This is a genomic window from Paraburkholderia sp. HD33-4, from assembly GCF_021390635.1.
Lineage (GTDB): Bacteria > Pseudomonadota > Gammaproteobacteria > Burkholderiales > Burkholderiaceae > Paraburkholderia.
The window spans coordinates 2,145,390-2,171,023 of the sequence record NZ_JAJEJS010000001.1; the positions used below are offsets into that span (position 1 = coordinate 2,145,390).

The following is a 25,634-nucleotide window of genomic DNA, read 5'->3' on the forward strand; positions in this document are numbered from 1 at the left end:
CAATCTAGTCACGCTTCCCTCCAGATTTCCCCCATTGGTGGCGCAGTGCATCACGAAGCACGGCCAGGTTGTGTCGGGCAGTTTCGGGTGAGGACGCGGGCGGCAGTTGGCTAGCGAACTGCTCTTCGTGCTCCCGAAGCGCCAATTGTCGGACGGCCGCGAGTCGGCGATGTTCGCGTTCGATATGCGCCTTGGCCGGAATAAAATCACCCGCCTGATACCGCTTGACCAGACGACCGACGTAGGCGACCGGCCACTTCACGGGGTGCTGCCGGTGACTGGCGGCCATCTCGTCGAGCATGATCTGGCGATCTTCGTGGGGAACACGGGCCAGATGCTGCGCGATGGGCTGCCGTTCGGCGGCATGAACGCAACTGGGCCATACCAGACTCGCAGACTCGAAAGCGTTATCCGGGTTAGCGCTTCGGGATCGATCGTCCGGTTGTCGCGAGCGCCGCCGTTCGGAAAGCGCGTTTTTTTCCTGTCCTACCACCACAGCGGGTTTCGCTTCACCGGCGAGGTCATCGCTGACCAGAGGCACAGCGGTCGTTGTCCCACCGGGGCCGCCCGTAGTTGTAGGTGTATTCGTACTTGTAGTCGTATACGCCCGCGCGTTGGCAATGTACGTTTCCCGCCGACTACCATGTACGAAACCCGCCGACTGCAATGTACGTTTCTCTCCGTCCAATTTCTCCGCTTGGGAGAAATTGGTAAGAGACTTTGGCGCAGTGATGCGGTCGTGAACTGGGATCGACCGTCCACGACTTTGCGTGTCCAGCGTCTTGACAGAATCGCGGTCGGCTTCGCGGGCTGGGGATGGCCGCACGCCACACCGTCTGTCCAGCGTCTGGACAGGATCGTCGCGGCTTTCCGCGTGAGCCGGCGACGGCAGCGTGCAGTGGCGAGTGTCAAGCATCTTGACAGCATCGCGGCCGTCGTCGTAACCCGGGGGCCGCCACGTATTGTTCAGTCTGCCCAGCGCCCCGGCAGTGGAGTGACTGGCTCCCCTAGCGGGTGACGGCGGCCTCCAATACTGCGTGTCAAGCGTCTTGACAGCACCATAGTGCTCGGCGCGGCCCGAAGACAGCCGCGAACTACACCAAGTATCCATGGTCCGGACAGGATCGTGGACGTTATCCTCACTCGTAAATGTTCGCACTCCATATCGTCTGTCAAGCGTCTTGACAGCAACGTCGCTACTTGTGCGACGCCCAGGCGGCAGTGCATCATTCCGCGTGTCAAGCGTCTTGACAGAAGTTTGGCTACGGGTGCAACGCCGAGGCGATGGAGCGTCAATTCCCGTGTCAAGCGTCTTGACAAAGGCTGCCCCATTCGAAGGTGAAGCCGTCCGCCCACGGCCAGATACAGAAGGGGTCCCGTCGACTTCAACCGATATACGCTGAACGATTGGCCACAACAGTTCGAGGAGGCGCACTGGGTGGACGCGACTGAATACCCGCCTGTGTCGCTCATGTGAGACAAACTCCTCAATCAGCCCGAGTTGGCGCAGTTTCTGCTTCGCATTCTCGAACTGCCGCCGCTTCAACCCACAATCCCGCTCCCATTCACTCGCTGTAAGACTGAACCACTGACCATCTGTGTCGAGGGTGTGGCGTTGCAACTGGATCATGCGCGAAAGCATCAGCGCCGCATTGACGCTGCCTGTCACCTCAGCCAGCACCCGATGAAACGCGACACTTGGGCCGAACAGCGCGCGCATTGCGTGTTCGTTGCTCCGCATGAAGTCGAGCGACAGATGCACGGGCTGCTCGAGCCGATGTGCATGAGACAGCGCAGCCGACAGCGTGCCCGCGTGAATCCGGAAATACAGACGTGCAGGACGACCACCCCGCCATTCCTGCGCGAGGTTGAGCCGACGCAAGCGCCGGCGCACGTTCTCCTGCTCCTCGCGCGATAGCCCCGTTTCCTCGAACCACTGTTCACGCGTCTTGTGAATCCACCCCTGTCGGCCCACCACGTCGCGCCCATGCCGCGTCCAGTAGACGAGTTGCGACAGCAGCACCGCATCCTTCGGGTGCCCCGTGATCTGCGCGAGACGCATCGAGAACGCAATCGGACCTCGCTCCTTCAGGAGCGCACAGAGGCGATCGAAATCCCGATGGTAGGCGGTGGTCATGGCGATCGATGGGCGACGTCAAACGCTACCCTTGCTGGTTCACTTGCTGTGCCGCACGTCGTACCGCCTGCTCCCTGAGGGCTGCCTCAAGCGCTGGCCATACGACGCGAAAATGCAGGCGCGGTGGTACGCCAGTGAGCTGCTGGTCCAGCAGCCCCCTGGCGACCAGATGCCTGCGTGCGGTCGCCTGCTGTTTGCGGGACAAACCCAGGCGCTGAATCCAGTCCTGCTGCGGCACTTCGATCCATTCGTGACTGCATTCATGCCCGAGCATCGACAGATCGGTAAGGAGCGCGGCTGCGCCGAGGTCCCCGCACACGTCAACAAAAGAACGATGGATCGTGATCGGTGTGTCGAACATCGATAGCAGGAATTCCTGCTCGGCCGGATCCATTCCCGGCGGGTCGTCGTAGGATGCCCCTGGCAGGAGATTGCCAAATGGATCGAGGCGCATATCCCAGGTCATGACTGTCTCCCTGCGGTATCGTCCGGCTGTTCCTCGATCAGGCTGCGGATCGCGGTTGCGACGTCATGACCATGCCCCCGCTCGCAGAGCTCCGCCCATCGTTGAAGCGTTTCGCGATCGGGTGATGCGTTCCGGCACACTTTGGCAAAACGCTCCAGTGCCGCGCAGGAGCCCGTCACACTGTGAAACTGCTGTCGTCCGATGCATGCATCAAGAAGCACGGCCATGCCGGCCTCTCGCGCCTTGTCGAGAACGTTCATTTCACCGCCCTCCTCACGATTCAAAAAAAGCTCAGTCAGACACCTGATCGGCACCATCGTGACGAGGCCCGGTCCGGTTGCACGCCCTGTCTGGTTCGGCTGGTACCTCACCGAGGTTCAGCGCAGCAAAAAGCGTCGCCAGGGTGTAGCGTCCCGCACAGCGCTGGTGGAGTTCCACGTATCGTTCGCGCAGATCCAGTGGCGCGCCCTGAAGATCGCTCCAGATATCAAATACCCGCGTGGCCTGATCGTCGCTCAGCGCACATGGCTTGGTCGGCGGTGCAGCACCGAGATCACGCCGCATGCGTTCGATCCGCGAGCGCGTAACGCCACTGAACAACGCCTGGATCATCGTCGTGCTGGCCTGAGAACCGACGAAATACTGCAGTAGCGCTTCTTCCCACCACTGGCGCTCGATCTGTTCACATGCGTGCGCGAGGGTATTCATCTCGAACTTCAGGCGCAACGCGTTGGATGCGATCAGCCGCGGGATCAACTGTTCGGCGCGCTGGTCACTCAACACGCTTCGTACCGACGGAGGAAGCGCTCTGAAGTCATCCCAAAGTTGAATGCGCATCGGATCGCGATCACTGAGTTTGTCCGCGCGGGTCCGCGCAATCAGCTCGAGCAGCGCCACGCGCTGCACATTCGAAGCGGAAATAGGAGTCAAATGTTCATCCATCAATCACCCCACTTGCACGACGCGTTCATCGACGCCTTGCGCCAGCCAGAACTGGGGAACAAAGCGCTCGGGGTGCGATTCGCGAAAGGTCCGTGCCGCCGCCATCAGGTCGAGGTACAGGCCGCCTGCGGCATTACCGGGGTCGAGAATCGCGAAGAACATCAGGTAGAAGCGATCGGTAAGCAGCTGCTCACCGATCCAGGTATCACAGGCCTCCTGCCACGTATCATCGGTTTCGATCATCCTGCTGAACGCACCGTCAGGGACGACGGTCACGCCGGCAGGAGAATTCTGATGTGAAAGACTCACCAGCCACCACCAGCCGTGGTAGCGGCAACGGCCAGCCACACTCTCGACGGCCTGGCGATCAAGCGCAGGTTCATGAGGCTCCAGCGAAGGCGGTTCGACCATGAAGCCATAGGGCAGCGCGGACGTCTCGCGCAGGCATCCGGACAGGCCGCAGTTATCGGCAAAACGCGCGAGTGCCTGCCGGAAACGATCGGATGGGATCCCTGAGTCGATGCGTGGCGGAATGTTCGATACCGATGCCGGATTTTCCGTTGACTGCTGAGTCGTGTCGGCGCGGTGCTCGCCGGCCTCGTTTGGACTCTCGAAAGCCCGCACCAATGTCGACCTGAAGCGGTTAACCTGAGGAAAAGGCGGAAATCCCGCAGGCGGCCCGGATTTGCTGTCATCGCCGCCGTCGGCTGTTTCATTGCCGTCGTGACCGCTGACTCCGACTTCGCTCAAGTCGCCTGGGGCGTCGCCCGCGCTAGTCGAAGACCGGAATGCGTCGCCGGCTCGCGGCAGTCTCCCTTGACGCTGCTGAATCGCTGACGCACGCAACACCTCGGTGCTGGCGTCGGGAACCTTGTCAAGCAGAACCAGCATCGAGTCGAGGGCCGTGCGCGGCACGTCAAGTCGCTCTGCGCATCGCACATGGAAAGCCTCGACCAGGCGGTCGACATCAAGGCCCGCGGTCTGCTCGAACTGCGTGCGAGCCAGTTCCAGCTCGGGGTCAAGCACCTGATGCTGAACCCAGCTTTCATCGTGACCGAGCTTCTGGATCAGCCGTGTAATGGCACCGACCTTTGGTTGAATACGGCTCGAAATGTCCCGACCGCTGAGAGATCCAGTTGCCTGTCCCAGCCCGTGTAGTCGCTCAATCGCGAATTTGAACAGCCCGAGCAAAGCGTGACTGATCTGCGTTCCATCGTCCGCCAGCATCTTCGAAAATTCGCGCAGTGACAGCGTTCTGCCAAGCTCCTTTTCCAGGTCAAGCTTCAGGGCAAGATAGCCATTGGCCTTGTCCCAGAAACACAGATCCGCTCGCTGGTCGTTCTCGCGCAGATGGGCGGCAAGAAGCCTGACCTCGCCGGGATACTCCACGTACAGGAAATCCCGATACAGGAATTCTGGCAAACGCGCTTCTTCATAAAGCGCCTGAGCAGCAAGAAGACGGGTGTTGCCACCTTTCGCGACGACATACTTTTCCTGCTTCGGACGTCGGGTAACGGTGACGATCTGTTCGATGCCATTGACGCGGATCGATTCCTTCAGTTCGGTGATCCGTTCATGGGTTGCCTGACGTGGATTGCGCTCGTAGACCACGACATCGGTCACCTTGAGCCGGATGGTTGAAACCAGCGTGGGACCCGACGTGCCCGGAGTCGGCGCCCTCGCATCGAGCCGCTGCGCGGCAGCCCGCTCCCGGTTCATTTGCGCCAGCTGCTGGATTTCCGCCGCCGTCATGGTCGGGCGCACCAGGGTAGTCATGCGAGACCCTCCTCGGCGGGACTGGTAGCAGGTTGGCGATCTGCACTGGGGTCGTCTTCGGCCATCACGTCATCGACGTAGATATCCTTCAGGCTCGGAAATAACTCCCACACGAGTTGATGCATCACACACCAGGCCGAGTTTGAAAATGACGGCCGGCGATCGTACCGGTGGACCGGCCGCTGCGCAGTAGCCGCGGCCGCATAAGCAGCGGCGGACGGCACCACCGTATCAAGCACCCTCACCTTCCTGTGGCCGGCAAATTTCTGGCGGATCACCGTGGTCAATACACGGGCGTTGTTGTTACGTTCCTGTGCGTTGATCAACGCATACAGGTCACCAGAGCGGAATTTTTCGCCAAAGTCGGCGAGACGGTTCAGGTCGTCCAGCATCCCCAACGTGCCGCTCGAGAACTCTCCAGCGCTGAGCGTATCGGGTTTGATCGGAGAGATCATGTAATCGGCGGCCATCGCCGCCGTCTTCTGCAGTTCACCGACCGCGCCCTGTGTATCGATGACCACCACGTTGTATGGCTGGACCAGGGGCCCGCCGAGTTATCGTTGGATCTGGTGTACGGGGTTGAGGCGGGGAATTGAGAAGGCGGTGGCGGTTAGCCGAGAATGTTGCTTGTCGAGAGTAACAACCAGCTAACCGGAATCCACCACCAATGAATGAGTTTACGGAAGAAACGAACGGCGGTAAAGCAACAACGTTGGGCAGCCTGGACGATCTGATCCAGCGCGGTGCCCGTCAGATCATCCAGCAGGCGATCGAGGCGGAATTGGCGACATTGCTCGAGCAGTACGGGAACGTGAAGACACTCGACGGCCGGCGGGCCGTGGTGCGTAACGGCTATCTGCCTACACGTGAGGTCGTCACGGCGATCGGTCCGGTTCCCGTCAAGGTGCCGAAGGTACGTGACCGCTCAGGCTCGGGCGTGAAGTTCAATTCGTACATTGTGCCGCCCTACATCCGCAAGTCATCACGCGTGTCGGCGGCGCTGCCGTGGCTTTATCTGCGCGGCGTGTCGACCGGGGACATGAGCGAGGCGCTCAGCGTACTGCTGGGCGAACAGGCTAAAGGGCTTTCGCCGAACGTGGTCAGCCGACTGAAGGCTCAATGGGCAGAAGAGCATCTGCTCTGGAACCGGCGGGACCTGTCGGAAGCACGTTGGGTCTACTGGTGGGCTGACGGCATTCACACGGGGCTGCGCAGCGACGATTCCGACGGCCAGTGCCTGCTCGTCATCATCGGCGTGAAGCCGGACGGAACGAAGGAGCGCGTGGCAATCGCCGACGGCTATCGCGAATCAAAGGACGCGTGGCGCGACGTGTTGCTGGATCTGAAGGCACGTGGCCTGCAAAGCGGCCCGCTGCTTGCAAGCGGGGACGGCGCCATGGGGTTGTGGGCGGCGCTGGCCGAAGTGTTCCCACAGACGCGGCACCAGCGCTGCTGGTTTCACAAAACCGGCAACGTGCTCAACGCATTGCCGAAGTCACAGCATGGTCGAGCCAAAGCCGGCCTACAGGAAATCTGGCAAGCCGCCACGCGTGAAGACGCATTCGTGGCCTTTGATCGTTTCGTCGAGCTCTATTCGGCCAAATATCCCAAGGCGGCCGGGAAGCTGACAGGCGATCGCGATGAACTGCTGGCCTTCTACGACTTTCCCGCAGAGCACTGGCAGCATCTGCGAACCACAAACCCCATCGAGTCGACGTTCGCGACCGTGCGGCATCGAACCACCCGCACGCGCAATTGCGTTTCGCGCGCAACCTTCCTCGGTCTGGCATTCAAGCTCATCGAGTCAGCCGAACAATCGTGGCGGCGCATTCGTGCGCCAGAGAAAATCGCCTCGCTCCTTGAAGGCAAACCTTTCAAAGACGGGCTACCGGTGACCGACAGCACACCGGCTCAGCAACCGCTGGCCGCCTGATCATGCCGAATCCCAAACACCAGATTTGACAGTAACTCGGGCCCGCCCATCGCACGCCGCAGAATCATCAGCCGGTCTTCCCGGTCCCTGAGCCAGTTCTGCAGCGATCCGTCGGGCGTATCCGAGTAAATCAGATCGAGGTTGGATATTGCCGTCCGGCTGATGCTGTCAGCGTGAACGCTGCCGCCGCGCGTGATGACCGCGTGCAGGCCGCAGGACGCCTGCTCGAGCACCGGATAAAACTTCGAGAGGCTCGGCTGGATGTCACCATCGATCGCCAGCACACGCATTCCGTAGTCCGCAAGGATGCCCGCAAGATTGGCAGCGAGAGTAGTCTTACCTACTCCGCCTTTGGTCGAAACGAACGATATGACAGTCGGCATCGCGCTTTTCTCTCTGAGCACAGGTGATGGCATAGCACAAATTGCAAGCCCGCCAGCACCGTTCAATCCGCCATTTCAAAAATTCACTCATGCACCTCGCATTAAACTTCGCAGTACGAAGTTAATACAACACCCACCCGCTCTCGCGGGATTCAATCTGCCCTAAAAGTTACGAAGACGCTTTGGCAAGTACAACATGGAACATTTCTGCTGTCGGGCAAGTCTCCTTGATGAACGAGACCGCACTATTCAGGTGCTTCCATGTTTTGATCTGACCGCGGAACGTCTGAACTCGATAGACCTTGTCCTGCTCCGGCAACTTCACCTCCATCTCCCACTGCGACTCCGCCCCGGTAACCACCTCGACCAGATAAATTTCGCATTCACGCTGGGCATCAAACAGGACCGCCAACTCCCGCGTCGACAACGTGAGCATTTCTTCTTCCTCTTCTTGCTGTTCAAAGAGCGAAGTAATGCCACGGCAACAGACGGTTTCCAAGACCCAAACGCCTTTTGTTTGCAATTTCACGCAAATGCAACTCTATACCAATAATTCGCATTGCACAATCAACGTTTTGTAATATGAAAGCATCAATTTGCTGTGCAATATCCCAGCCTCACCGATGAGCATGTACGGGCATCCCGCGCTCCACCCATGCCTATGCGCCGGCCGACGCACCCGTTTCCGGCCCAAACAAGCCGCGAGCGGACGAGGGCAATTTGATGCGCGTGGATTACAGCCCCGGACGACACAGTCCCCTAACAATGGGTCCGCCGAGACGCTCAAGCGATAGGCGTTCTTTGTCATGGCTTCCCTCCATCCCTGACAAACTTGGTGCAGTCAGCCGCAACCCGGATTGCTCCGTCGCCCACGAAAACGTTCGTGAACTTGCACACCCCGTCGCTAAACCTCACGTACAGTTGGGTCGCCTCGACAAATCCGTTTCGCAGAAACTGCCAATCGCCGTCGGGTGATGCAGTTGCACGCTCACCAATAGCGATCGCCAGCACGTATGCGGCGATTAACACCAGTCGCTCGAACATCCGGGAGTGAGGGCGATTGCCAAACACGACACGCTCCCTACGAACCTGGTCGCGCGGCGTAACTGGCCACGGTAGTCGTCTCGCGGAACTGCCTGACGATGCCGGCGTATTCGGGCGACACCCGTGACTGCCATTCAGCAACCCACGCCTCACCGCGCCTGCGGAGCCCCTCGCTCAGTTCACCAGTTCCCGATATTGCGACCATCACGCCGCTGCGTTGCATGTCATCACGGTTGCGCGCGATCCGCGCTGGCATCGAAAGCCACTGTTGCTGCTCGGTCGCCATCGCAGCCGCATCGATCCTCTCGCGCGCGCCGCGTGGAAGCGCGTCATAACGTGCCTCGCTCATCAGCGCGAAGGACAGCGGAAACGCATAGTCGATGGCCGCGAAGTGTGGCAGCGTCGTGCGCAACAATCTCCCGACTTCACCGTCGCCCGACGACAGGACACCATCGAGTGACCCGTTGCGAAGGCGGGGAATGATTTCGCTGACAGAGAGCGATACAGCCTGGGAACCGACCGACGACAGGAAAGCCGCCGATGCGTCGTCGTAGGTACGGATACGCAAACCAGCCAGGTCAGCGAAAGTGCTCACGGGCGCGCGTGACCACAGTCCCGACGGCGGCCACGGCGAGACGTACAGCAGATGCAAACCGTGGTGCATCAATGCCCGTTCATAGGCAGGCCTTGCGAGCAGCGCGAGCCGCTTCGCCTCGTCAATCGAGCGCACCTCGAACGGCAGCATGGACAGTTCAAAGACGGGGTCGAGTGCGACAAGCGAACTGGCCAGTGTGTCACCCACGGCAAGCTGACCGGACTGGATCGCGTGCACCACGTCGGACGGCCGGCTTGCGAGAAACTCTGAGCGCATCTGCGTCCGCCCACTGTCGAGTCGCTCCACGAATTGTGCGAAGCGTTCAATCCCGCAGCCGGAAACCGTATCGCGCGGGTAAGGCGTCGCAATGCGCCACACCTGGACCGCCTGCTCGCCTGTCGGGTCACCCGGAAGCAGGAAGACGACATAGCCAGCCAGTACACAACACCAGGCTGCCCGAAAAACAGGATACCGAACGTAAGACATGTCCTGCTCACCGATTCATCCAGCAACGGAAAAGCCGTACAACCTCATGTAACCAGCCCTTGATCTGATGCGTTCCGCATAGGAGGCTAGAGAAGGTTCGAAGGGTCGACGAAGCACGTGAACATAGTCTAGGTCGAAGGGGGGGAGACAAATCAAGGGGGCCGTTTGTCGTTACCGCCAAAAAAAAATTCTGCTATGCTATGCGGTTGCTTCGAACAGAGCGAAAACCGTTCGCTCCTGGATAATTGCCCGCAACTCTACGACATGACCTCCTTCGTCTTCACGACCAAAAGGCTGTCGACCAGCGGGTACAGTGTGCGTCCACGAACCGATCGTGACCAGGACGAGGTATGTCTCGTGCATGGTCGCCAGAACAGGCAATTGTCCGTGAGAACGACGCTACCTTGAGGTGAAGTCGTCGCCTTGCCTGAGTTCGATCAGGCCATACGTGACGGCAAGTTTCCTGGCCTCATCGATCCGCGAGACCCTCATCTTGTCGCAGATACGTGGATAGATGACGCGATGTACCTGCCGCACCGACGTGCGCAGCATGTCGGCCACATTGTGTGCGTAGCCGCCCGCACACAGCACACGTAGCGCAGCCAGTTCGGAAGGATCGAGTTCGAATGTGTCGACCGCCATCCGGCGGACAGCCGTCATCTGCCAGCTCAGTAGTTGACCGGCCAATGCACTCAAAAGAACCCGATTGCTCCACAGCAGAGCCTCCCCAGCCTCTTGTGGCTCACGCCGGTTACTCACATGCAACAAGCCAATGACCTCGCTTGACGGAGCGTGAACCGGCACGACCATCTGGCTATTCACTCCATAGCGCCTCGCATCGGCCGCCAGTCTCGGTGCTCCATCGGCAAGCCCGATCATGGATCCCGTGACCGGTGTGACGTTGCGTCGTGCATATTCAACAAACGGGTCCGTCATGAAGCGCTTGTCGCGCAGATAGCGCTGCATCCACCCTGGCGCGCCGCCGATCAGATAACGGTGTTCGATTCTCCCTGTCCGGTTATCGCACGAAATCGACTGGTAGCTCCACTGGTCTGCACCCATCGCCTTTATGGTCCTTCGCACCTGCTCCGTGAGCTCGCCTTCATCGCGGCATCGGGCGATGTCCCCAACGGCATCAATAAGTCCGCCAGGTTCTCCGTCGAACCCTGCCCGTTTGCCACCCTCGCTGGCTACCACCCGATGGCGCGCCTGAATGGTTTCGTAGGCCACTTCCAGCGTATCGTAGTAAGGGTCTGCGGTTGCGAAATCGCGAAGATCGCTCGCACTGTCGAGCGCATAGACCTGAACCAGCCGGATGCCGTCATCCTGCTCAAGGGCGCGCTCCAGCACACTGATCGCGCTCGGATACTGCAAAAGCCGCAGGACGACGCGCTCATGCAGGATCGTCGCGCCGTCCTCGAACAGGACCACGCCCTTTCCCTGATTCGTGGCCGGACTGGCGGGCGTCATCATGGCGGATCACGGCGGATCACGGCGTCATGCCCGCGGCCAGACTGGCCGCGGCCAACGGTTTCGAAAAATAGAAACCCTGTACCTGGACACGCTCAAAGCGTGCAAGCCAGTCGGCCTGACGCGGCGACTCGACGCCTTTCACGCCCAGCGTCAGATCCAGTGCGTCCGTGAGCTCGGCAAGGCTCCTGAGGGTCGCCATCGCCACCTTGTCGTCGGGGATGCCTCGCGTCAGACTCTGGTGCACTTTCACGCCATCGACCGTAAATCTCCACAGATGGGCCAGTGACGAGCGCCCTTCCCCGAAATCATCAAGCACGATCTTGACGCCCAGCTCGCGCAGGGATTCCAGTCGACGGCCCATGAGCACCGGATCGTCGAACAGGGCGGCTTCGATCACTTCGAGCTGCAACGACCCGGGCTCGATCATGTAGTCCGTCAGCAAATGCCGCACGGAGCCCACGAGGTATTCGCTCGCCAGTTGTACCGACGAGATGTTCACCGACACCGTCACGGTCCGCGCCTGCGCCTCCTGCCACTCGCACAGCTGCCGGCACACCTGTTCCAGCACGAGATCGCCGATGGGCACAATCAATCCCGTAGCTTCCGCAAATGGCAGAAAGTCAGTCGCTGGTATGACGCCTCGCTGCGGGTGATGCCAGCGCACCAGTGCCTCCACGCTGGCAATCTCGCCCGTGGCGAGACGCACCACCGGCTGGTAGACAACCTGCAGTTCTCCGCGATTCAGCGCGTACTGCAGCTCCTGATAACGCTCGGTTTCGCGCTTCGCCCTCTCCGACAGATCGGGCGTATAAAGGTGCTGGCAACTGATTCCCGCTGCCTTGCCGTCGGCCTTCGCCGCGTACATTGCGAGATCCGCATGGGTAAGCAGGTCGAACTCCGTATCGCCGCGACCGGTATGCACGGCAACGCCAATGCTGACGCGAACGATCCATGAATTGCCCCGCAGAGCGAAAGCCAGCCCGAATGCGTCGATCACCTCGCACGCGACAGCGTGAGCGCGTGCGGCGGCATCACTGCCTTCGACCAGGATCACAAACTCATCCCCGCCGATCCGCGCAACCACATGTTGCTTGCCGGCCGCAGTGGCGAGGCGGCTTGCGACCTTCTGCAACAGCTGGTCACCCGCCTTGTGACCGAGAGAGTCATTGATCTTCTTGAAATTGTCGAGATCGATGTACACGACCGCGAGGTGATCGATGCTGGCGTCCTCCAGCACGCGCCGGCCGAGCGTAAGCGTCAGCCAGTGGCGGTTCGGCAGGCCGGTGAGCGAATCGGTTTCCGACAGGCGCTGCATCTGCGCGCGACTGCGCATCAACTGGCGCATGAAGAACATCGCGGCGGCGGTCCCGATCAACAGCAGGACCGTCACCACACTACCCATGGCAAGATAAATCTCTTTCGTGCGTCGCCAGGCTGCAAACACGTCCTCTTCGGCCAGACCCGCGATTACGGCAACCGGGTACTGCCGCAGATGCCGGTAAGCGACGATCCGTTGCACGTGATCAACTGGGTCTGCAAACGCGCCCTGTCCCGCGCGCGCCTCGTCCACGTATGCTGAGACCGGCGGCCCCGTGGGAGACGCCGGCTCATCGCCGGCCCGACGTGACAGCAGATAGCCGTTGTCCGAAAGGACCGCGACCATACCCCGCCCTCCAAGCGCAGTATCCAGACTGAAACCATCTGTCAGATATCCCGGATCCTCGGACACGACCACGACGCCGGCGAACGAACCATCAGGATGGTTCAGGCGCCGGGTGAACTGCAGGGTCCAGTGCTGCGAAATGCGGCCGATCACCGGCTGGCTGATGTACAGCCCTGCACCAGGATCACGTTGATGGATCTGGAAATGAAGGCGGTCGCTCAGATTGGCCGGCCTTGCGTGGGGCGTCGTCGTTTGCGCGATGTCACCATTCGCATCGACGATGGTGATCTGAAGCGCGGTGTCGGCCGTGAGCAGCCCATTACGCTGATATGCGACCAGATCAAAGGTTGAGGGTGAACGCTCGTACTCGTATTTGACCACCCGCACGACGAGATCCGCATCGTGGATGGTCTTTGCGATGTGCTGGGCGAGCGACGTTGCGAGTACACCCGAGGTTGATACGGCTGCCTCCCAGGTTGCCTTGCGCTCGTTGCGGATCAGACCCAGTACGGTGCTCCAGAGCACCAGCAGGATCAGTCCCGATACGACAGGGATCAGAATGAGGGAGCGGCGACGCATCGATGCAACTGCTTCGTTATGTTGCCCGCGCGATGCGATCCATGTCCCGATACGCTTCTTCCATGGCCCGTTCATTGCGACTCCGCTGCAAGCTGACGCTGATAACCTGGCCAGACGCGCTCGTTGCACGCATCAATCCAGTCGAATTACTCAGAGATACTTTTTATAGAATCGCGCCATCGTCCACAGGGCCAGCACCACAGCAAGGGAGACTGGCCAGAACAGCGCATCGATCGGCAACTCAACCGGCGCGACCAGCCACACGATCGCCAGCACGGGAATCAGCCCGAACATCAGTAGCCTTTTTGCATGGTGATAGCGCGTCGCCGATTCGTGACCGCCCTGCGCCCGCCGGAGGTATCGCGCAACCAGCCCGTCGACGACCGCGACCACCACAGCCAGCGCAAACTGCGGCAGCGTCATCGCCAGCATCGCGGCGCGGATCCCGAAAAGTCTCACCCCATCCATCGCGACAATCAGGCCTATGTGTGCATCGCCAAAGAGCATCGGCCGCCACACACTCGCAAGGCCCTGCGTGGGTTGCAGGCCTGCCTGCCACGCGCGAGCTGATGCATCGATGCCGGTCCAGCCGAACCAGCTCCAGTAGGCCGCGTCGGCTGCCTGCCGGGCGAGTTCGGGATCGCTGGTTTGTTGAAGGTAGTAACGCACCAGCGCCTCCATCCCTGCGACCGGATCGTCGCGCCACCAGAAGTACGCCGCGGCGAGATCGGCCAGCACTGCGAAGAATGTGATCAGCAGAAGCCATAACCCCAGATGGACGAGGGTGTCAAAGAGCCAGAAAAACGACTTGACGCCGTCGGCGTTACTGTCGCGCGGCGGCCCGGCCACGATGATCTCCCTGCGTCCTGAAAAATCCTGCCGTATCAGAATCCACTGCCCTTGCCCTCCGTGGTCAGCCCGGGATCGAGCGCCGTCATGCGCTCAGCCTTGGCGTCAATTGCACCCTCAATTTCGTTCCCAGCTGCATCGGTCGATGCTTCGCATACCGGAATAAAGCTCCCTTTCTTCCTGTTCAGGCCCGGATCACTACCGGCCGCATTAAACCGGTCAACCGCTAATATGTATTGCGCATAGTTCGCGCGCATGTCCGCGACGATATGGTCAAGCCCTGGCAGCCGCATCGGGTCCTGCTCCTCCAGCAGCGGCAATCGCAGCTTGACCAGCTGCCCGCCCTCGATCAACGCGAACGCCTGCCCCTTTGGCAGTTGAGTCAGGTCGGCGGGTTGCAGCAGTGGCACCTCACGAACCGAGACCCTGTCCTGCGTTTGCGCGGTAAAGGCCGTGTGTTCCCCGCGCTTCACCGCATCGGTAGCGCTCGAAGACAGAGTCAGCGAACGGATCTCCGCCATGGGCAACTGTTTCGTCAGGATCTCGGCGGTCGCCTGGTACTTCACGCGCATCATGATCAACGTGTTGAAGTTTCCAAAGATCTGCTCGGCCTTCGCCTTCGAACCCACACTGGCCTCAAGATCGGCGCTCGTCTGCGTATAGGCGGTCACCTGATAGCCCGCTCCGCCCGCCTTGTTCACCAGTGGGATGAATTCGTCGCCGACCAGCTCATTGAACTCGTCCGCATGAATCGACACGCGGCGGCCCGAACCTGGTGCACGCTGACCATGGCCGTGTCCATATTTGTAGATGCGCCCGGCGGTCGAAGTGAGATCGGCAAACATCGCATTGCCCACGACGCCCGCCACCTCGAAATCCGATAAGGCATCAAGGCCAATATAGACGATGCCGCAGCGATCGATCACACGGTTCCAGTCAAAAACCGGTCGCGGGTCGCGCGGATCGTCGTAATCGGGTGACAGCAACCCGGCCATCTTTCCAGTGGTGAGCTTTTCCAGGAGAGGATAAAGTGAGGACACCAGCTTTTCGAAATAGGTACGGTCGTTGTTGAGAACGGATGCAAGTCCATCTGCAACCGGCTCGTGCCAGTATTGCTCCTGCATCAGCGCGAGGATCTGCATCGCATAGGTCGTGCGCCCGGTTTTCCTGGCGCGCTCGATGATGTCTTTGCCGGCTTCGGGCAGACCGTCACGCCATTGCGGATGATCACGATCGAGCCAGAACTCAAGATACCTTAGCGCCAGGCCGTCGATATTCACGGCGTTCTGATAGATCAGTTCGTAAGTGGGCCGCATCCCGAGCGCGGTCATCGCACGCGCCATGACATTGACGAAACGCCACACAAAGTCACGGAATGCCGCTGATTGCCCCTGATCCGGCAGATTGCCCGCAATGCGCGTCGCAACCTCCGTAATACGTGAGAACGTTCCGATCGGGCTGTAACGCGCGGACTGATCCGGGTATCCCAGATGAAAAAGATAGAACTCCTGAGCGCGGCCGCAGCGACAGGCTTCGGCGTACAGGCGTAACAGCAGATCGACATCGCCCTTGGGGTCGAACACGATCACCACGTCGCCACGACGGATGTCCTGTGACACCAGCAGTTCACACAGTCGGGTCTTGCCCACGCGGGTCGTACCCAGCACCACCGTATGGCCCACCCGCTCGCCGAGATCAAAGTAGATGTCACGCTCGTCGGGCTCGACGCCGTGCAGTGCCGGATCGCCGCCCACGGGCGGCAAGGGTGCGACCGGATTCCACCATGCCGTCTGCATCGTGAGCTTCGCCAGCCACCAGCCGGGGTGCCGACGTTCGATATCGCGAACCTGGTCATAGCGTTCGTTACGCGCACGTAGATGCCGGTTTTCGGGCAGGCGTGCCTGATACAGACGCTGGGTGTGCAGCGCGGTCCAGCGAAATCCACGGCCGAGAAACACTTCTGCTTCGGGGCACGGAATCGCTGATGCTGCGATCGTGTATTGTGGCAATCGCCTCAGGTTGCGCTGGAAGCGCAGCAGCTGGTACCCCTGCCTGCCCCGCCACAGGGCGAGCGAAATCAGCAGGAGCGTGGTGACACTCCCCGTGACCGGCGTGACGAGGAACAGACGCGGATGCGACCACAGGATGACTGCTGCCATCAGCGCAACAGAGGATGAGACCAGTTCAACCGGCTTGCGGAACCTGTTTTCGATCGGGTAGCTCATGGATCACCTGTCCGGGTCGTCAATTCCGCCGTCTTCAGGCGCGATTGAATCAATGCATTGGGCGGTGGTACCGGATTGAAGAACCTTTCCGGCTCGGGGACCCGCATGACCGACAGTTGCCTTCCACCCGGGCCCTTGATGTTGTAGTGAAGCAGGAACGACTTCCCCGCCGAGCCGGGCTCGCCAGCGACCGGATAGCCCGACTTCTGGAAGTCCCGCTGCACGATCTTCCAGGGTTCCAGGGTCTTGCCATCGGCTACCGGTTCGACCTCGATCACACCGGCATGCGCCTCGGCAAAGTCACGAAAGATCGCTGGCGTGACGAGCAGCATGCCCTCGGGCACAAAATGCACCCGAGCCATCGACTCGTTGTACGGTAATGCCCCGCTGGCCACGCCTTCCTGTAACCACGCCATGAAGCGCTCAGCGTTCGGCCGCGATCGTCGTGCACCTTCGCGTTGCGCAATCGACTCGTTCGGCCGCAAACCCTTCTGCTTCGGTCTCATGGGCTCACGCAATTGCGCTGGTGGGTCAGCACCAGTCGCTGGCCTGACGGCTGACTCAACGACGTCATCGAGCAGCGCCGCCGCACTCTCCCTGTCCTGCAGAAAAGCCGTCTCGCTCACGGCGATAGACAGCTCATCTGCTGCATCGGGCTCCGCCCCTCTTACCGGATCCGACTTCATGATGCGAGCTGCGTCAATGACCGCTTTGTTGACAACCTCCAAGGGCGCGCATGGCGTAGTCGATACATTGTTCCCACAGTCGCCGCTCATCGACTGAGTCATTTCCACGTCGGCATCGTCACGCACGTGCACCGCACCCGCGGGCAACGCAGGCGGATAGCGCGCAGGATCTGCATAGAGCGTTGCAAGTGCGAAGCGCAGCACGGTGAAATGCTGATGCCACGCGCCGATCGTCACGTCGATGGTCCATATCACGCCGCCGTCCCTGGCGGGAATCAGCGCGCCGTATTCCTGCCAGCTATCGAAGAGGCGATTGTTGTCGGCCGGTATGCCCGCTGCATCGCTCTCCTGCTGTTCATGCTGCTCAAGATAGGTGCGCACGGCTCCTGCCAGCGTCCCCGCCACACACCATAGCGACTCGCCGTCACAGTAGCCCGTCGCACCCGCTCGATTCAGCGGCAGGCCGCCTTCCGCAAGCAGCCTGCGCAGACCTTCCATCAGGCGTTCGATCAAAGGCACGGCGCGCGCGGTCGCGAAACGCGTGCGCGGCCCGTTGAGCAGATTGTCGGCGACCGATTTGCGGTCCGCCTGCCCGACGATCCGGCCAATCGCACCCTCCTTCGTGTTAACGCCTCCTGACAGATAGTCAGTCAGCTCCGTGAGCACCGGCGGATACTGCCCCAGCCAGACCAGGGTCGCAGCCGGTACGAGGCGCTGCAGCAGGACGATCGCCAGGCGCGCATGCGCGCCGTAATCTCGCTCACCCGCACCCGGGAAATCGACCCGGTACCAGACGCCGCCCTGTTCGTTCATGCTGCCCGCGAGCGCCACCCACGGCCGGGTTTGATGCCCGACTACGAGTTCGACGCGAAGATCCGTCACCGGCTTGCCAATGTCGTGCAGAAGCGCCGCAACGAGCACTGCGTAGCTGTATCGTGCGGTGTGCTGCAACTGGTCTTCGGAACTCGCGCCCACCGGTAACCGCCATGCATCGCGGAAATGCAGCGAGTACTGCGCAACCTCGAGCAGATGAACCAGCAGGCCACCCGGCTGGGCGTGGTGATGCGATTCGGACGCGGGAAGGAGTTGCACGAATTCGATAAACCGTTGCATCAGCGGCTCGACATCTCCGCTAAAGCTCATGGGCGTGAATCCGAGACTGTCCCGGATGCGTGTGAGCGCCCCTTTCATCCCGGTCATCTCGATCAGTGTCGTGTGGTCGAGCACGGGGAGGTGATGGACTGACGGCGCTGCGTAAGCTGCGGCAGATGCCGCAGATCTGCGGCTCGTCGAGGGCGCATACGTCATCGCCACTCGCGGTCTGAACTTGCGCCGTAGTCGTGGCGCAAGTTGCACGACGCAGAACGCCACGCCGCAGGCGGCCGCACCCATCATGAGCCATCCATCCGGGATCACCATTGAGAGCCACGTTGGGAACCATGTTGGGAATCACGGGGCATGCGTTTCGCATACTCGCTGACCCACCTCGCCCACAGCCAGTTCACCGTATCGATCGAGCGCAGCGTCTCGAAATCTGGCGCCACAAAGGTCACTACTCCTTCGGGCATGACCCGGGCGGCAAATAGTGCAAACGACTCCTGGAGCGGATTCCATCGTCGCCCGGTGGGCGTCGCTGCATGCCAGCGATTGAACGGCAGCATGGCCAGGAAATGGGCAGTGCGATGGGCGTCAGTCGGCAGGGGGTCCCGGCGCAACGCCTGACAGGCGATGGCCCAGGCGGGGTCCCGCGACTCGTCGTGCTCATACGCCCACCAGCCCCCAAAACGGGAAATCCACTGTTCCAGGACGGGCCACCACAGCGGCTGCTGTTCCAGCACCAGCGCCTTGAGCGCAACCTGATAGTTCTGTTCGGTCATATCGCATTGGTTCGAGTCATTGCGGGGCTCGCTGCCGGTCGTCGTGGGTCGTAACTTGGCGACCCCACAGGAACGCCATTGCGTTATCCGTACTGTAGGCAGCTCAACATCCGGTCACCCCAAAATGGTTGCACGATCAACGCGCACGCCGTGCAGTCATTTTGCGGACAAGTCCGGATAGCTTTGGTATGCTGATTAGCTTTGCCGCACTTTCCGCCTTTCAGGCAGCTATCGGCCTTTTTCCAGGCCCTTGTTCCAGCAGGCCTTTTTCCCATTCATAGCATTTGCAGCAGTGAGCGCGTGAAGCGATAGCTGCACGCTTCACGCGCGGCCTTTGGATCGGCCCCTTCCCCTTCGCACGTCGTTGATTCGATTGCCGTTCCGGCATTTTCGGGCGCATTTCTGCCGAGCTTCGGCATTACCCCGCGTAATAACGATTCATCTTTACCCACTAGAAATAGCGCTTAAATCTGCACTCACGCCGAGCAACCATTTCCGCGACTTTCTGGCGCTGCACCTGTTTAATCAGTTCCGTCGGCTCACCCTTGACCGACACGCGCTGTTGCCTGCCGGCTGTCTTCCCTGACATCTCCGGCAGGCTTTTTTGAATGCTTCGCGCAGGCGACGACGGCAGGAAACAAGTGGAACCGAAGAAAGTCATGACATTGCTCACTGGCGCGCTACTTTGTACCGCGACGCGCGCTGACTGCCTCGACGACGCGGCCGCCTTCCATCACGTCAATGTCCGTCTTGTGCGAGCCATCGCCAGGGTTGAATCGGGCCTGCGACCGGCAGTCACCCACGTCAATGCAGATGGCAGCACCGACATCGGGCTCATGCAGATCAATACCGCGTGGCTGATGACGCTCTCGCGCTACGGCGTGACACGTGCCGCACTCTATGACGGGTGCACCAGCGCCTACGTCGGCGCCTGGATCCTGGCCCGGAACATCGCCCGTCTCGGGCTCACCTGGAACGCCATCGGCGCCTATAACGCGACAACACCTGCACTGCGTCTCACCTATGCACGCAAGGTCTATCGCCAACTGATGACCGATGCGTCGGCAGCATCAGCGGTGCGACCGCTTCACACGCTGGTGTCAGCCCCAAAGCGCGTCGACGACACCCGCAGCGCCGGATCCATCCCTCGCGCGCATTCCGGTGCAACGCTCGCCGACTGGGAGGCCAGCGAATGAACAAGCTGACCTACGACTACGCGATCGAAGTCCTCAACGACTATCTCGGCGAACTGCAGCCGATGATGGCCGACCCGCATGTGCAGGAAATCATGGTCAATCGCGCGGACGACATCTGGTACGAGCGCCTTGGCGTCATCACCCATGTCGACGACTGTTCGATCGATCCGGACGCACTGGACCGTGCAATCACCATTCTTGCGAACGTGAATGCCAAGGCCCAGACACCGCTGCTCGATGCACGGCTGCCGGGGCTACGGATTGCCGCTGCACGTGCGCCGGTCGCACTGCATGGGGACATGATGTCGATTCGCAAGCATGCGCGTCACCGCATCGACCTGACCGACTATGAACTTTCTGGCGCGTTCGATGCTCTACCCGCGTCCGCGAGCCGCTTTGCCGCCCGCCATAACGACCGGCTGCTCCAGCATCTGAGCGCCGGTGGCGCGGCCGTGCGCGCGTTTTTCGAGTGGGTGATGCGCGAGCGGATCAACGTCGCCTTTTCCGGCGGCACCTCGTCGGGCAAGACGACCCTGCTGAACGCGCTGATCGACGTCGTTCCTGCAGGTGACCGGATCGTCACGATCGAGGACACCGCCGAGCTGCACGTGCGTTCGCCGAACATGGTTGCGTTCGAGACCAATCTGGGCGTGACGGTCCGTGATCTGGTGCGCTTCTCGCTGCGTATCCGACCCGACCGCATCATCGTTGGCGAGGTGCGCGGCGCCGAAGCGTTCGACCTGATGGAAGCACTCAACACCGGACATCCCGGCTCCATCGTCTCGTTTCACGCCGACTCGTCCGACACCGCGCCAGCCCGACTCGAATCGCTGATCCGCATGAGTGAAGAAGGACGGCTGCTCACGATCGAGGACCTGCGCCTGAAGATCGCGTCGACCTTCCGTTTCTTCGTACACGCCGAGCGTCAGGGCGCGCTGCGTGGTCCCGTCGAGATCCGCGAAGTACTCGGCGTCAATAACGGCCGGTATCAGACCCGCCTGCTGTTTTCCCGGTACGCCGCCGCGCCGATCGAGGAACTTCTCCATGCCTGAGCCTGTATCCAGGCGCCCGATCAGGTGCGCGTTCGAATTTCAGTGGGCCCGTGCTGTTCTGCACGCCATCGGCGCCCTGGCCGGGCAACCCGGCGACGCCCATTTCAATCCCTACCGCGAGCCACTGCGCTTCATGCTGCTGGCACTCTGGCTGTCGCTGGTTCCCTCCTTCGCCCACGCGGGCATGTGGAACGGCGGCCTGTGCACGGTCTATCAGCAGGTGCTGGACAACGAACTGCTCGAAGTCGTGTCGCTATCGGCACTGGTCGGCTCAATCGTGCTGTGGCTGCTGGATGACGGCCGCAGCAACATCAAGACGCACGTGCTGCGCGGCGTGATGGGTACCCTGGCGATCCTCAACATGCCGTTGCTGTGGGCACAGGTCTTCAATCACGGCGCCGCCTGCAGCGGGTCGCTCTGAGGGGATATCGATCATGACCGGGTCTGTGGTCGCGACATCACGCGAGAGTGACGAACCCGACGACCCGCTCGTCGCCCGCATCCGCAAGACCATGCTTGAGCAGTTTCTGCTGTTCGGCATCGATCGCCGCTGGTGTGCCGCTGAAGTGCTGATCGTCGTCACGGTCGCAGCAGGGCTGCGCAACGCGTGGGTGCTGCTGGCAGTGATCGTCACGCATCCCGTACTGTGGATGGCAGTCCGGCGCGATCCCGACCAGATCAAGTGTTACACGAAGTACAGCCAGCAGGGCGACTTCTACGAACCCCGCCAGATGTTGCATCAGAAACTCAACGCCCGCCCGAAAGGCTTTGGCAGGAGGGCCCTGTGTTGAGCCCCGATCACTTGCTCCGTTCGCTCTCACCGTACGACACCGAGTCGCTCGCTCGAATCGGCGAGCGGCTGGACGGCCGCCGCCGCTCGACCGCTGAAATGGTGCCGTGGCTCTTCAAATACCACGACTCGCTGATCGTCAACAAGGACTCGGCGCTGATGGCCACGTATGAGTTCACCGGTCCCGATACCGACAGCATGTCAGCGAGCCAGATGCTCGAACTGATGGATAACCTGACGGACGCCATGCGCGACCTGGCGCGCCGGCCCGTCACGCTCTGGTGGACAGTCCACCGGCGCCACACCGACCGGTATGTGACGGTGCCGTTGCCCGACGCCATCGCCCAGACCATCGACGATGAACGCCGCCGTACCTTCGAGCAGGCCGCCAACTACGTCAACCGTCACTATGTCACGCTCACACTGCTGCCCGATGTGGGCATCGACCGGTTCGCCGGGCGCGTGATGCACGGCATGACCCACGACAATCTGTCAGTGATCGGCTCGCTTGCACAGGCCGTACGCGGCACATTTTCCGATCAGTACCTGTTCGCCTATACCGGGTCCGAACTCGCCGCGGTCGTCGACGCGTTCGAGAACACGCTGTTCGGCTTCACGGCAGCCAATCCCCATCTCACGTGCCGGCGTCTCGCGGGCGAAATGCTCGGCGCCTTCATGCACGCGTGCTGCTCGCCGCCCAGTGATCACGTCAAGGCGCTCGCGATCCCCGATACCCCGGCACTCGACCTGGCGATGTGCGATACGGAGGTCACACCCGGCCACGACTACCTGCACTTCTATTCGAACGGCCGGTGCCGTTTCGGCATTGCATCGGGCATTCCAACCCGGCGCGATTTCTGGCCGGACAACGTCTCGCCGACCACCCTCGACGGGCTGCTCAAGATCCCGGGTGAGCTGACGATCAGTCACGTGTTCCGGTTGTCGACACCCAGTGCGGCGAAACGCTTCATCGACAGCATCCGCAAGTATCACGAGGGCCGCAGACTGGACGGCCGTGCGGTGCTCGCCGCCGCGCTCAAGGGTGGTGACACCTCTGGTGCCCGTCAGAACGAGGCGCGCTCAAGTGCCGCCCAGGAGGCTAACCGGCGGGCTGGCAAGGTCGAAATGGCCGAGGAGCTGTACGGGTTCTACAACCTCTCCATCATGGCATGGTCGCCCGTCTATGAGGAGACGCCCGCCAATTCTCAGGTGGCACCTGAAACCGCCTACGCGCAGGCGGTCGCCACCCACAAGGCCGTCGAGGAAGTGCTGCGCGGCGCCCACTTCGTGCCGGTGCGCGAGACCCTGCACGCGTTCTCGTCGTTCGCCACGACGATCCCTGGTATGTGGCGCGAATGCGCACGCTGGGCATTTCTGGACACCCGGGCTCTCGCCCGCATGCTGCCGCTGCGCGGCGTCTCGCGAGGACACCCCGTCAATCAGCACCTGACCCGCGAAACCGGTCAGATGTGTCCCGCGCTCGCGGCGTTTCCGACCGATTACGGCACGCCCTTCTGGTTCACCGGGTTTCTCGCCGACGTGGGCCACATGCTGATCTGCGGACGCACAGGCTTTGGCAAGACAATCTTCATGCTGCTCTGCGCGACGCTGTTCAGGAAATATCCACATGCGTGGCTCTACGGCTTCGATAAGGACCTGTCGATGCGTATCCCGACCATCCTGCAGGGTGGCCGCTATATGCAGTTCGACCCGGACGCGCCGGGGGTCTCAGAGGATGAACGCGCGCAGGCCAATCCGCTGGTGCTACTCGCCGATCCACGTCACATGGAGTTCCTCGTCGACTGGATCAGGATGCTCATCGAGCAACGCGGCACCTATCGGGTGCAGGCTACGGATTTGCACGAGATCCAGAAGGCGCTGGCCGCCACGCGCAGCCGCAGGGATCCGCGCTTCTGGCGCCTGCACACCGTGCAGGCATCACTGCCGCAGGGCGCGCTCGCAGACGAACTGGCACTCTGGGTCGGCGATGCGGTGCACGCGCACTACTTTGACAACGTCGAAGACAGTTTCGACGAGGCGCGCTGGGTATCGATGGAGACGAAACGGATTCTCAGGAATCCGGTGATCGCGCGCCCGTTTCTCTCGTACGTCACCTACCGGATCCAGGATGCGTTACGCGAGCGGCGTACACGTGGTGTCATCGGCCCGACCCTCGTGATGCTGCCTGAAATCTGGAATCTGCTCGATGACGACGCGTTCGCGAAACAGATTGGAGACTGGATCGTCACGATGCGCAAGGAGCTCGGCTGCGTGTGGATGGATGCCCAGTCGCCCGAACAGGTGGCCACCTCGAAGATCTGGCCACAGATCCGCGACAACGTATTGATCCGCGTGTTCGTGCCGGTCGAGAACTTCACCCCGTCCGCGAAGGCAGCTTTCCAGCGGGATTTTGGGCTCTCCGACGGGCAGATCCAGACGATCCAGAAACTCGTGGCGAAACGCGATTACTTCGTCACCGAACAGGGCGGTGCGTCACGCCGCATCTCAGTGCCGCTTGATCCGCGCTCGATCGCCATCCTGCGCTCCGAGATGAGCGCCCAGATCCTGTTCGATCGCCACCTGCGCTCGGGGCGGCCGGACTGGAAAGGAGCGTACCTGCACGAAGCGGTCGGACGCATTGAAGGAAGCCAGTTTGCACAATCCAGTGATGATGAGGTGCTATATGCATGAACATCGGATAGCTGCAACGGCGGCGGTCGTCACCATCCTTCTCGTCCCGACCGCCCACGCGGGCGGCGGAGGTGTGACGGGAGGTTCAACCGAGATCACGCAGTTGATGAATCACGCCGAACTCGCAGCGTCGGTCGGCAAGCAGGCTGAGATGGTCGAACAGAATGTTCAGGCACAGATCACACGGCTGCAGCAGTATGTGACGATGGTGCAGAACCTGAAACAGGTTCCTGAATCGATGATCAGTCAGACGATCGGGCCGTACCGCACGCAGATCACGAACTATCAATCCCTCTACAGCGCCGTGTCGCAGCTCGGACAGGCGGCCAACGCGACCAGTGCGCTTTTCGGGCGAAGTGTCTCGGAAATGAACGCGACCGGCATGTCGCCAACGCAGTGGCTCACGGCCTATACCAATCTCGCGGCAACGCGCGGTGGGCTCTATCAGCAGCAGCTAAACCAGGATATGGGCAATCTCGGCACGCTGGCTGAAAGAGCGCGGAATCTGCAGGAAATCCAGTCACAGATCCCGAACGTGACCGGCAACGTCCAGGGTCTGCAGCTGCTCAACCAGCAATCGAATGTGCTCGCCGGTGAGATGGTCGACCTGCACGCGCTCGTGCAACGCCAGGTCGCGCAGCAGATACAGGATCGCGTCGCGCAAGCGCAATCACAAGCTTCCACTTCCGCCTTGATGCAAGCGCGGCAAGCTCGCGCACAACAACTCGACTCGGCGGAAAAAAGCCAGATCCAGAACGGGCAGTTCGACCTTCTGAATGACGCCCAATGAC

General features: G+C 61.2%; 23 protein-coding genes. 7 read left to right on the plus strand and 16 right to left on the minus strand.

What is annotated here, in order from left to right:
• Positions 1–4 precede the first annotated feature (4 nt).
• The 6 genes from L0U84_RS09430 to L0U84_RS09455 are packed head-to-tail and all read right to left on the minus strand — an operon-like array spanning position 5 to position 5,845.
• Positions 5–2,137, minus strand: a complete 2,133-nt coding sequence (locus tag L0U84_RS09430; RefSeq protein WP_233849440.1) for a hypothetical protein — start codon at positions 2,135–2,137, stop codon at positions 5–7.
• A 25-nt stretch (positions 2,138–2,162) separates the two neighbouring features.
• Positions 2,163–2,603, minus strand: a complete 441-nt coding sequence (locus tag L0U84_RS09435; RefSeq protein WP_233849442.1) for a hypothetical protein — start codon at positions 2,601–2,603, stop codon at positions 2,163–2,165.
• Entirely contained in the window at positions 2,600–2,863 is a 264-nt protein-coding gene (locus L0U84_RS09440; protein ID WP_233849444.1) for a hypothetical protein, read from the minus strand. The genes L0U84_RS09435 and L0U84_RS09440 overlap by 4 nt, the downstream gene beginning before the upstream one ends.
• Before the next feature lie 31 nt (positions 2,864–2,894).
• Positions 2,895–3,545 carry a hypothetical protein gene (locus L0U84_RS09445; protein WP_233849446.1) on the minus strand — a complete coding sequence of 217 codons (651 nt, stop codon included), beginning with the start codon at positions 3,543–3,545 and terminating at the stop codon, positions 2,895–2,897.
• 3 nt (positions 3,546–3,548) lie between these two features.
• Positions 3,549–5,321 (minus strand): chromosome partitioning protein ParB, encoded by a 1,773-nt coding sequence (locus L0U84_RS09450; RefSeq protein ID WP_233849447.1) that lies wholly within the window; start codon positions 5,319–5,321, stop codon positions 3,549–3,551.
• Positions 5,318–5,845 carry a ParA family protein gene (locus L0U84_RS09455; RefSeq protein WP_326491164.1) on the minus strand — a complete coding sequence of 176 codons (528 nt, stop codon included), beginning with the start codon at positions 5,843–5,845 and terminating at the stop codon, positions 5,318–5,320. Before L0U84_RS09455 ends, L0U84_RS09450 begins: the two co-directional genes overlap by 4 nt.
• Before the next feature lie 143 nt (positions 5,846–5,988).
• Between L0U84_RS09455 and L0U84_RS09460 the strand changes: the two genes are divergently transcribed.
• The gene (locus L0U84_RS09460) at positions 5,989–7,254 is read left to right on the plus strand and encodes an IS256 family transposase (protein WP_233849448.1); all 1,266 of its coding nucleotides are present in this window, start codon (positions 5,989–5,991) and stop codon (positions 7,252–7,254) included.
• Here L0U84_RS09460 and L0U84_RS09465 read toward each other — a convergent pair.
• The 10 genes from L0U84_RS09465 to L0U84_RS09510 all read right to left on the minus strand — a co-directional run bounded on the left by L0U84_RS09465 (position 7,233) and on the right by L0U84_RS09510 (position 19,775).
• Complete coding sequence (locus L0U84_RS09465; RefSeq protein ID WP_326491185.1) at positions 7,233–7,670, minus strand: ParA family protein; 438 nt, start codon at positions 7,668–7,670, stop codon at positions 7,233–7,235. The genes L0U84_RS09460 and L0U84_RS09465 overlap by 22 nt on opposite strands.
• A 136-nt stretch (positions 7,671–7,806) precedes the next feature.
• Positions 7,807–8,166, minus strand: a complete 360-nt coding sequence (locus tag L0U84_RS09470; protein ID WP_233849449.1) for a hypothetical protein — start codon at positions 8,164–8,166, stop codon at positions 7,807–7,809.
• A gap of 552 nt (positions 8,167–8,718) precedes the next feature.
• Complete coding sequence (gene dctP, locus L0U84_RS09475) at positions 8,719–9,762, minus strand: TRAP transporter substrate-binding protein DctP (protein ID WP_233849450.1); 1,044 nt, start codon at positions 9,760–9,762, stop codon at positions 8,719–8,721.
• A gap of 399 nt (positions 9,763–10,161) precedes the next feature.
• The gene (locus L0U84_RS09480) at positions 10,162–11,235 is read right to left on the minus strand and encodes an autoinducer binding domain-containing protein (RefSeq protein ID WP_233849451.1); all 1,074 of its coding nucleotides are present in this window, start codon (positions 11,233–11,235) and stop codon (positions 10,162–10,164) included.
• A gap of 16 nt (positions 11,236–11,251) precedes the next feature.
• Positions 11,252–13,552 (minus strand): putative bifunctional diguanylate cyclase/phosphodiesterase, encoded by a 2,301-nt coding sequence (locus L0U84_RS09485; protein ID WP_233849452.1) that lies wholly within the window; start codon positions 13,550–13,552, stop codon positions 11,252–11,254.
• A gap of 75 nt (positions 13,553–13,627) precedes the next feature.
• Entirely contained in the window at positions 13,628–14,326 is a 699-nt protein-coding gene (locus tag L0U84_RS09490) for a DUF4400 domain-containing protein (protein WP_233849454.1), read from the minus strand.
• Positions 14,327–14,361: 35 nt separating this feature from the next.
• Complete coding sequence (traD, locus tag L0U84_RS09495) at positions 14,362–16,551, minus strand: type IV conjugative transfer system coupling protein TraD (protein ID WP_233849456.1); 2,190 nt, start codon at positions 16,549–16,551, stop codon at positions 14,362–14,364.
• Positions 16,548–18,464 carry a MobH family relaxase gene (gene mobH / locus L0U84_RS09500; protein WP_326491165.1) on the minus strand — a complete coding sequence of 639 codons (1,917 nt, stop codon included), beginning with the start codon at positions 18,462–18,464 and terminating at the stop codon, positions 16,548–16,550. The genes traD and mobH overlap by 4 nt, the downstream gene beginning before the upstream one ends.
• 185 nt (positions 18,465–18,649) lie before the next feature.
• Positions 18,650–19,114 carry a hypothetical protein gene (locus L0U84_RS09505; protein WP_233849458.1) on the minus strand — a complete coding sequence of 155 codons (465 nt, stop codon included), beginning with the start codon at positions 19,112–19,114 and terminating at the stop codon, positions 18,650–18,652.
• 451 nt (positions 19,115–19,565) lie between these two features.
• Positions 19,566–19,775 (minus strand): hypothetical protein, encoded by a 210-nt coding sequence (locus L0U84_RS09510; RefSeq protein WP_233849460.1) that lies wholly within the window; start codon positions 19,773–19,775, stop codon positions 19,566–19,568.
• Here L0U84_RS09510 and L0U84_RS09515 point away from each other — a divergent pair.
• The 6 genes from L0U84_RS09515 to L0U84_RS09540 all read left to right on the plus strand — a co-directional run bounded on the left by L0U84_RS09515 (position 19,774) and on the right by L0U84_RS09540 (position 25,633).
• Positions 19,774–20,310, plus strand: a complete 537-nt coding sequence (locus tag L0U84_RS09515; protein ID WP_233849462.1) for a lytic transglycosylase domain-containing protein — start codon at positions 19,774–19,776, stop codon at positions 20,308–20,310. The genes L0U84_RS09510 and L0U84_RS09515 overlap by 2 nt on opposite strands.
• Positions 20,307–21,362, plus strand: coding sequence for a CpaF family protein (locus tag L0U84_RS09520; protein WP_233849464.1), 1,056 nt, complete (start codon positions 20,307–20,309; stop codon positions 21,360–21,362). The genes L0U84_RS09515 and L0U84_RS09520 overlap by 4 nt, the downstream gene beginning before the upstream one ends.
• A gap of 133 nt (positions 21,363–21,495) precedes the next feature.
• Complete coding sequence (locus tag L0U84_RS09525) at positions 21,496–21,783, plus strand: hypothetical protein (protein WP_233851990.1); 288 nt, start codon at positions 21,496–21,498, stop codon at positions 21,781–21,783.
• 13 nt (positions 21,784–21,796) lie between these two features.
• A complete protein-coding gene (locus L0U84_RS09530) occupies positions 21,797–22,153 on the plus strand; it encodes a VirB3 family type IV secretion system protein (RefSeq protein WP_233849466.1) in 357 nt (118 codons plus the stop codon).
• A 212-nt stretch (positions 22,154–22,365) separates the two neighbouring features.
• The gene (locus L0U84_RS09535) at positions 22,366–24,843 is read left to right on the plus strand and encodes a VirB4 family type IV secretion system protein (protein ID WP_233849468.1); all 2,478 of its coding nucleotides are present in this window, start codon (positions 22,366–22,368) and stop codon (positions 24,841–24,843) included.
• On the plus strand, positions 24,836–25,633 hold the full coding sequence (locus L0U84_RS09540; RefSeq protein WP_233849469.1) for a conjugal transfer protein TrbJ: 798 nt from the start codon (positions 24,836–24,838) through the stop codon (positions 25,631–25,633). Before L0U84_RS09535 ends, L0U84_RS09540 begins: the two co-directional genes overlap by 8 nt.
• Position 25,634: the final 1 nt, after the last annotated feature.

Bases quoted from the DNA above. Each gene is read 5' to 3' on its own strand.
- traD (WP_233849456.1), bottom strand. From the start codon at position 16,551: ATGAGCTACCCGATCGAAAACAGGTTCCGCAAGCCGGTTGAACTGGTC.
- L0U84_RS09440 (WP_233849444.1), bottom strand. From the start codon at position 2,863: ATGAACGTTCTCGACAAGGCGCGAGAGGCCGGCATGGCCGTGCTTCTT.
- L0U84_RS09530 (WP_233849466.1), top strand. From the start codon at position 21,797: ATGACCGGGTCTGTGGTCGCGACATCACGCGAGAGTGACGAACCCGAC.
- L0U84_RS09450 (WP_233849447.1), bottom strand. From the start codon at position 5,321: ATGACTACCCTGGTGCGCCCGACCATGACGGCGGCGGAAATCCAGCAG.
- L0U84_RS09430 (WP_233849440.1), bottom strand. From the start codon at position 2,137: ATGACCACCGCCTACCATCGGGATTTCGATCGCCTCTGTGCGCTCCTG.
- L0U84_RS09435 (WP_233849442.1), bottom strand. From the start codon at position 2,603: ATGACCTGGGATATGCGCCTCGATCCATTTGGCAATCTCCTGCCAGGG.
- L0U84_RS09505 (WP_233849458.1), bottom strand. From the start codon at position 19,114: ATGACCGAACAGAACTATCAGGTTGCGCTCAAGGCGCTGGTGCTGGAA.
- L0U84_RS09445 (WP_233849446.1), bottom strand. From the start codon at position 3,545: ATGGATGAACATTTGACTCCTATTTCCGCTTCGAATGTGCAGCGCGTG.
- L0U84_RS09515 (WP_233849462.1), top strand. From the start codon at position 19,774: ATGACATTGCTCACTGGCGCGCTACTTTGTACCGCGACGCGCGCTGAC.
- L0U84_RS09510 (WP_233849460.1), bottom strand. From the start codon at position 19,775: ATGACTTTCTTCGGTTCCACTTGTTTCCTGCCGTCGTCGCCTGCGCGA.
- L0U84_RS09465 (WP_326491185.1), bottom strand. From the start codon at position 7,670: ATGCCATCACCTGTGCTCAGAGAGAAAAGCGCGATGCCGACTGTCATA.
- L0U84_RS09480 (WP_233849451.1), bottom strand. From the start codon at position 11,235: ATGATGACGCCCGCCAGTCCGGCCACGAATCAGGGAAAGGGCGTGGTC.
- L0U84_RS09520 (WP_233849464.1), top strand. From the start codon at position 20,307: ATGAACAAGCTGACCTACGACTACGCGATCGAAGTCCTCAACGACTAT.
- L0U84_RS09525 (WP_233851990.1), top strand. From the start codon at position 21,496: ATGCTGCTGGCACTCTGGCTGTCGCTGGTTCCCTCCTTCGCCCACGCG.
- L0U84_RS09485 (WP_233849452.1), bottom strand. From the start codon at position 13,552: ATGAACGGGCCATGGAAGAAGCGTATCGGGACATGGATCGCATCGCGC.
- dctP (WP_233849450.1), bottom strand. From the start codon at position 9,762: ATGTCTTACGTTCGGTATCCTGTTTTTCGGGCAGCCTGGTGTTGTGTA.
- L0U84_RS09535 (WP_233849468.1), top strand. From the start codon at position 22,366: ATGCTCGAACTGATGGATAACCTGACGGACGCCATGCGCGACCTGGCG.
- L0U84_RS09540 (WP_233849469.1), top strand. From the start codon at position 24,836: ATGCATGAACATCGGATAGCTGCAACGGCGGCGGTCGTCACCATCCTT.
- L0U84_RS09460 (WP_233849448.1), top strand. From the start codon at position 5,989: ATGAATGAGTTTACGGAAGAAACGAACGGCGGTAAAGCAACAACGTTG.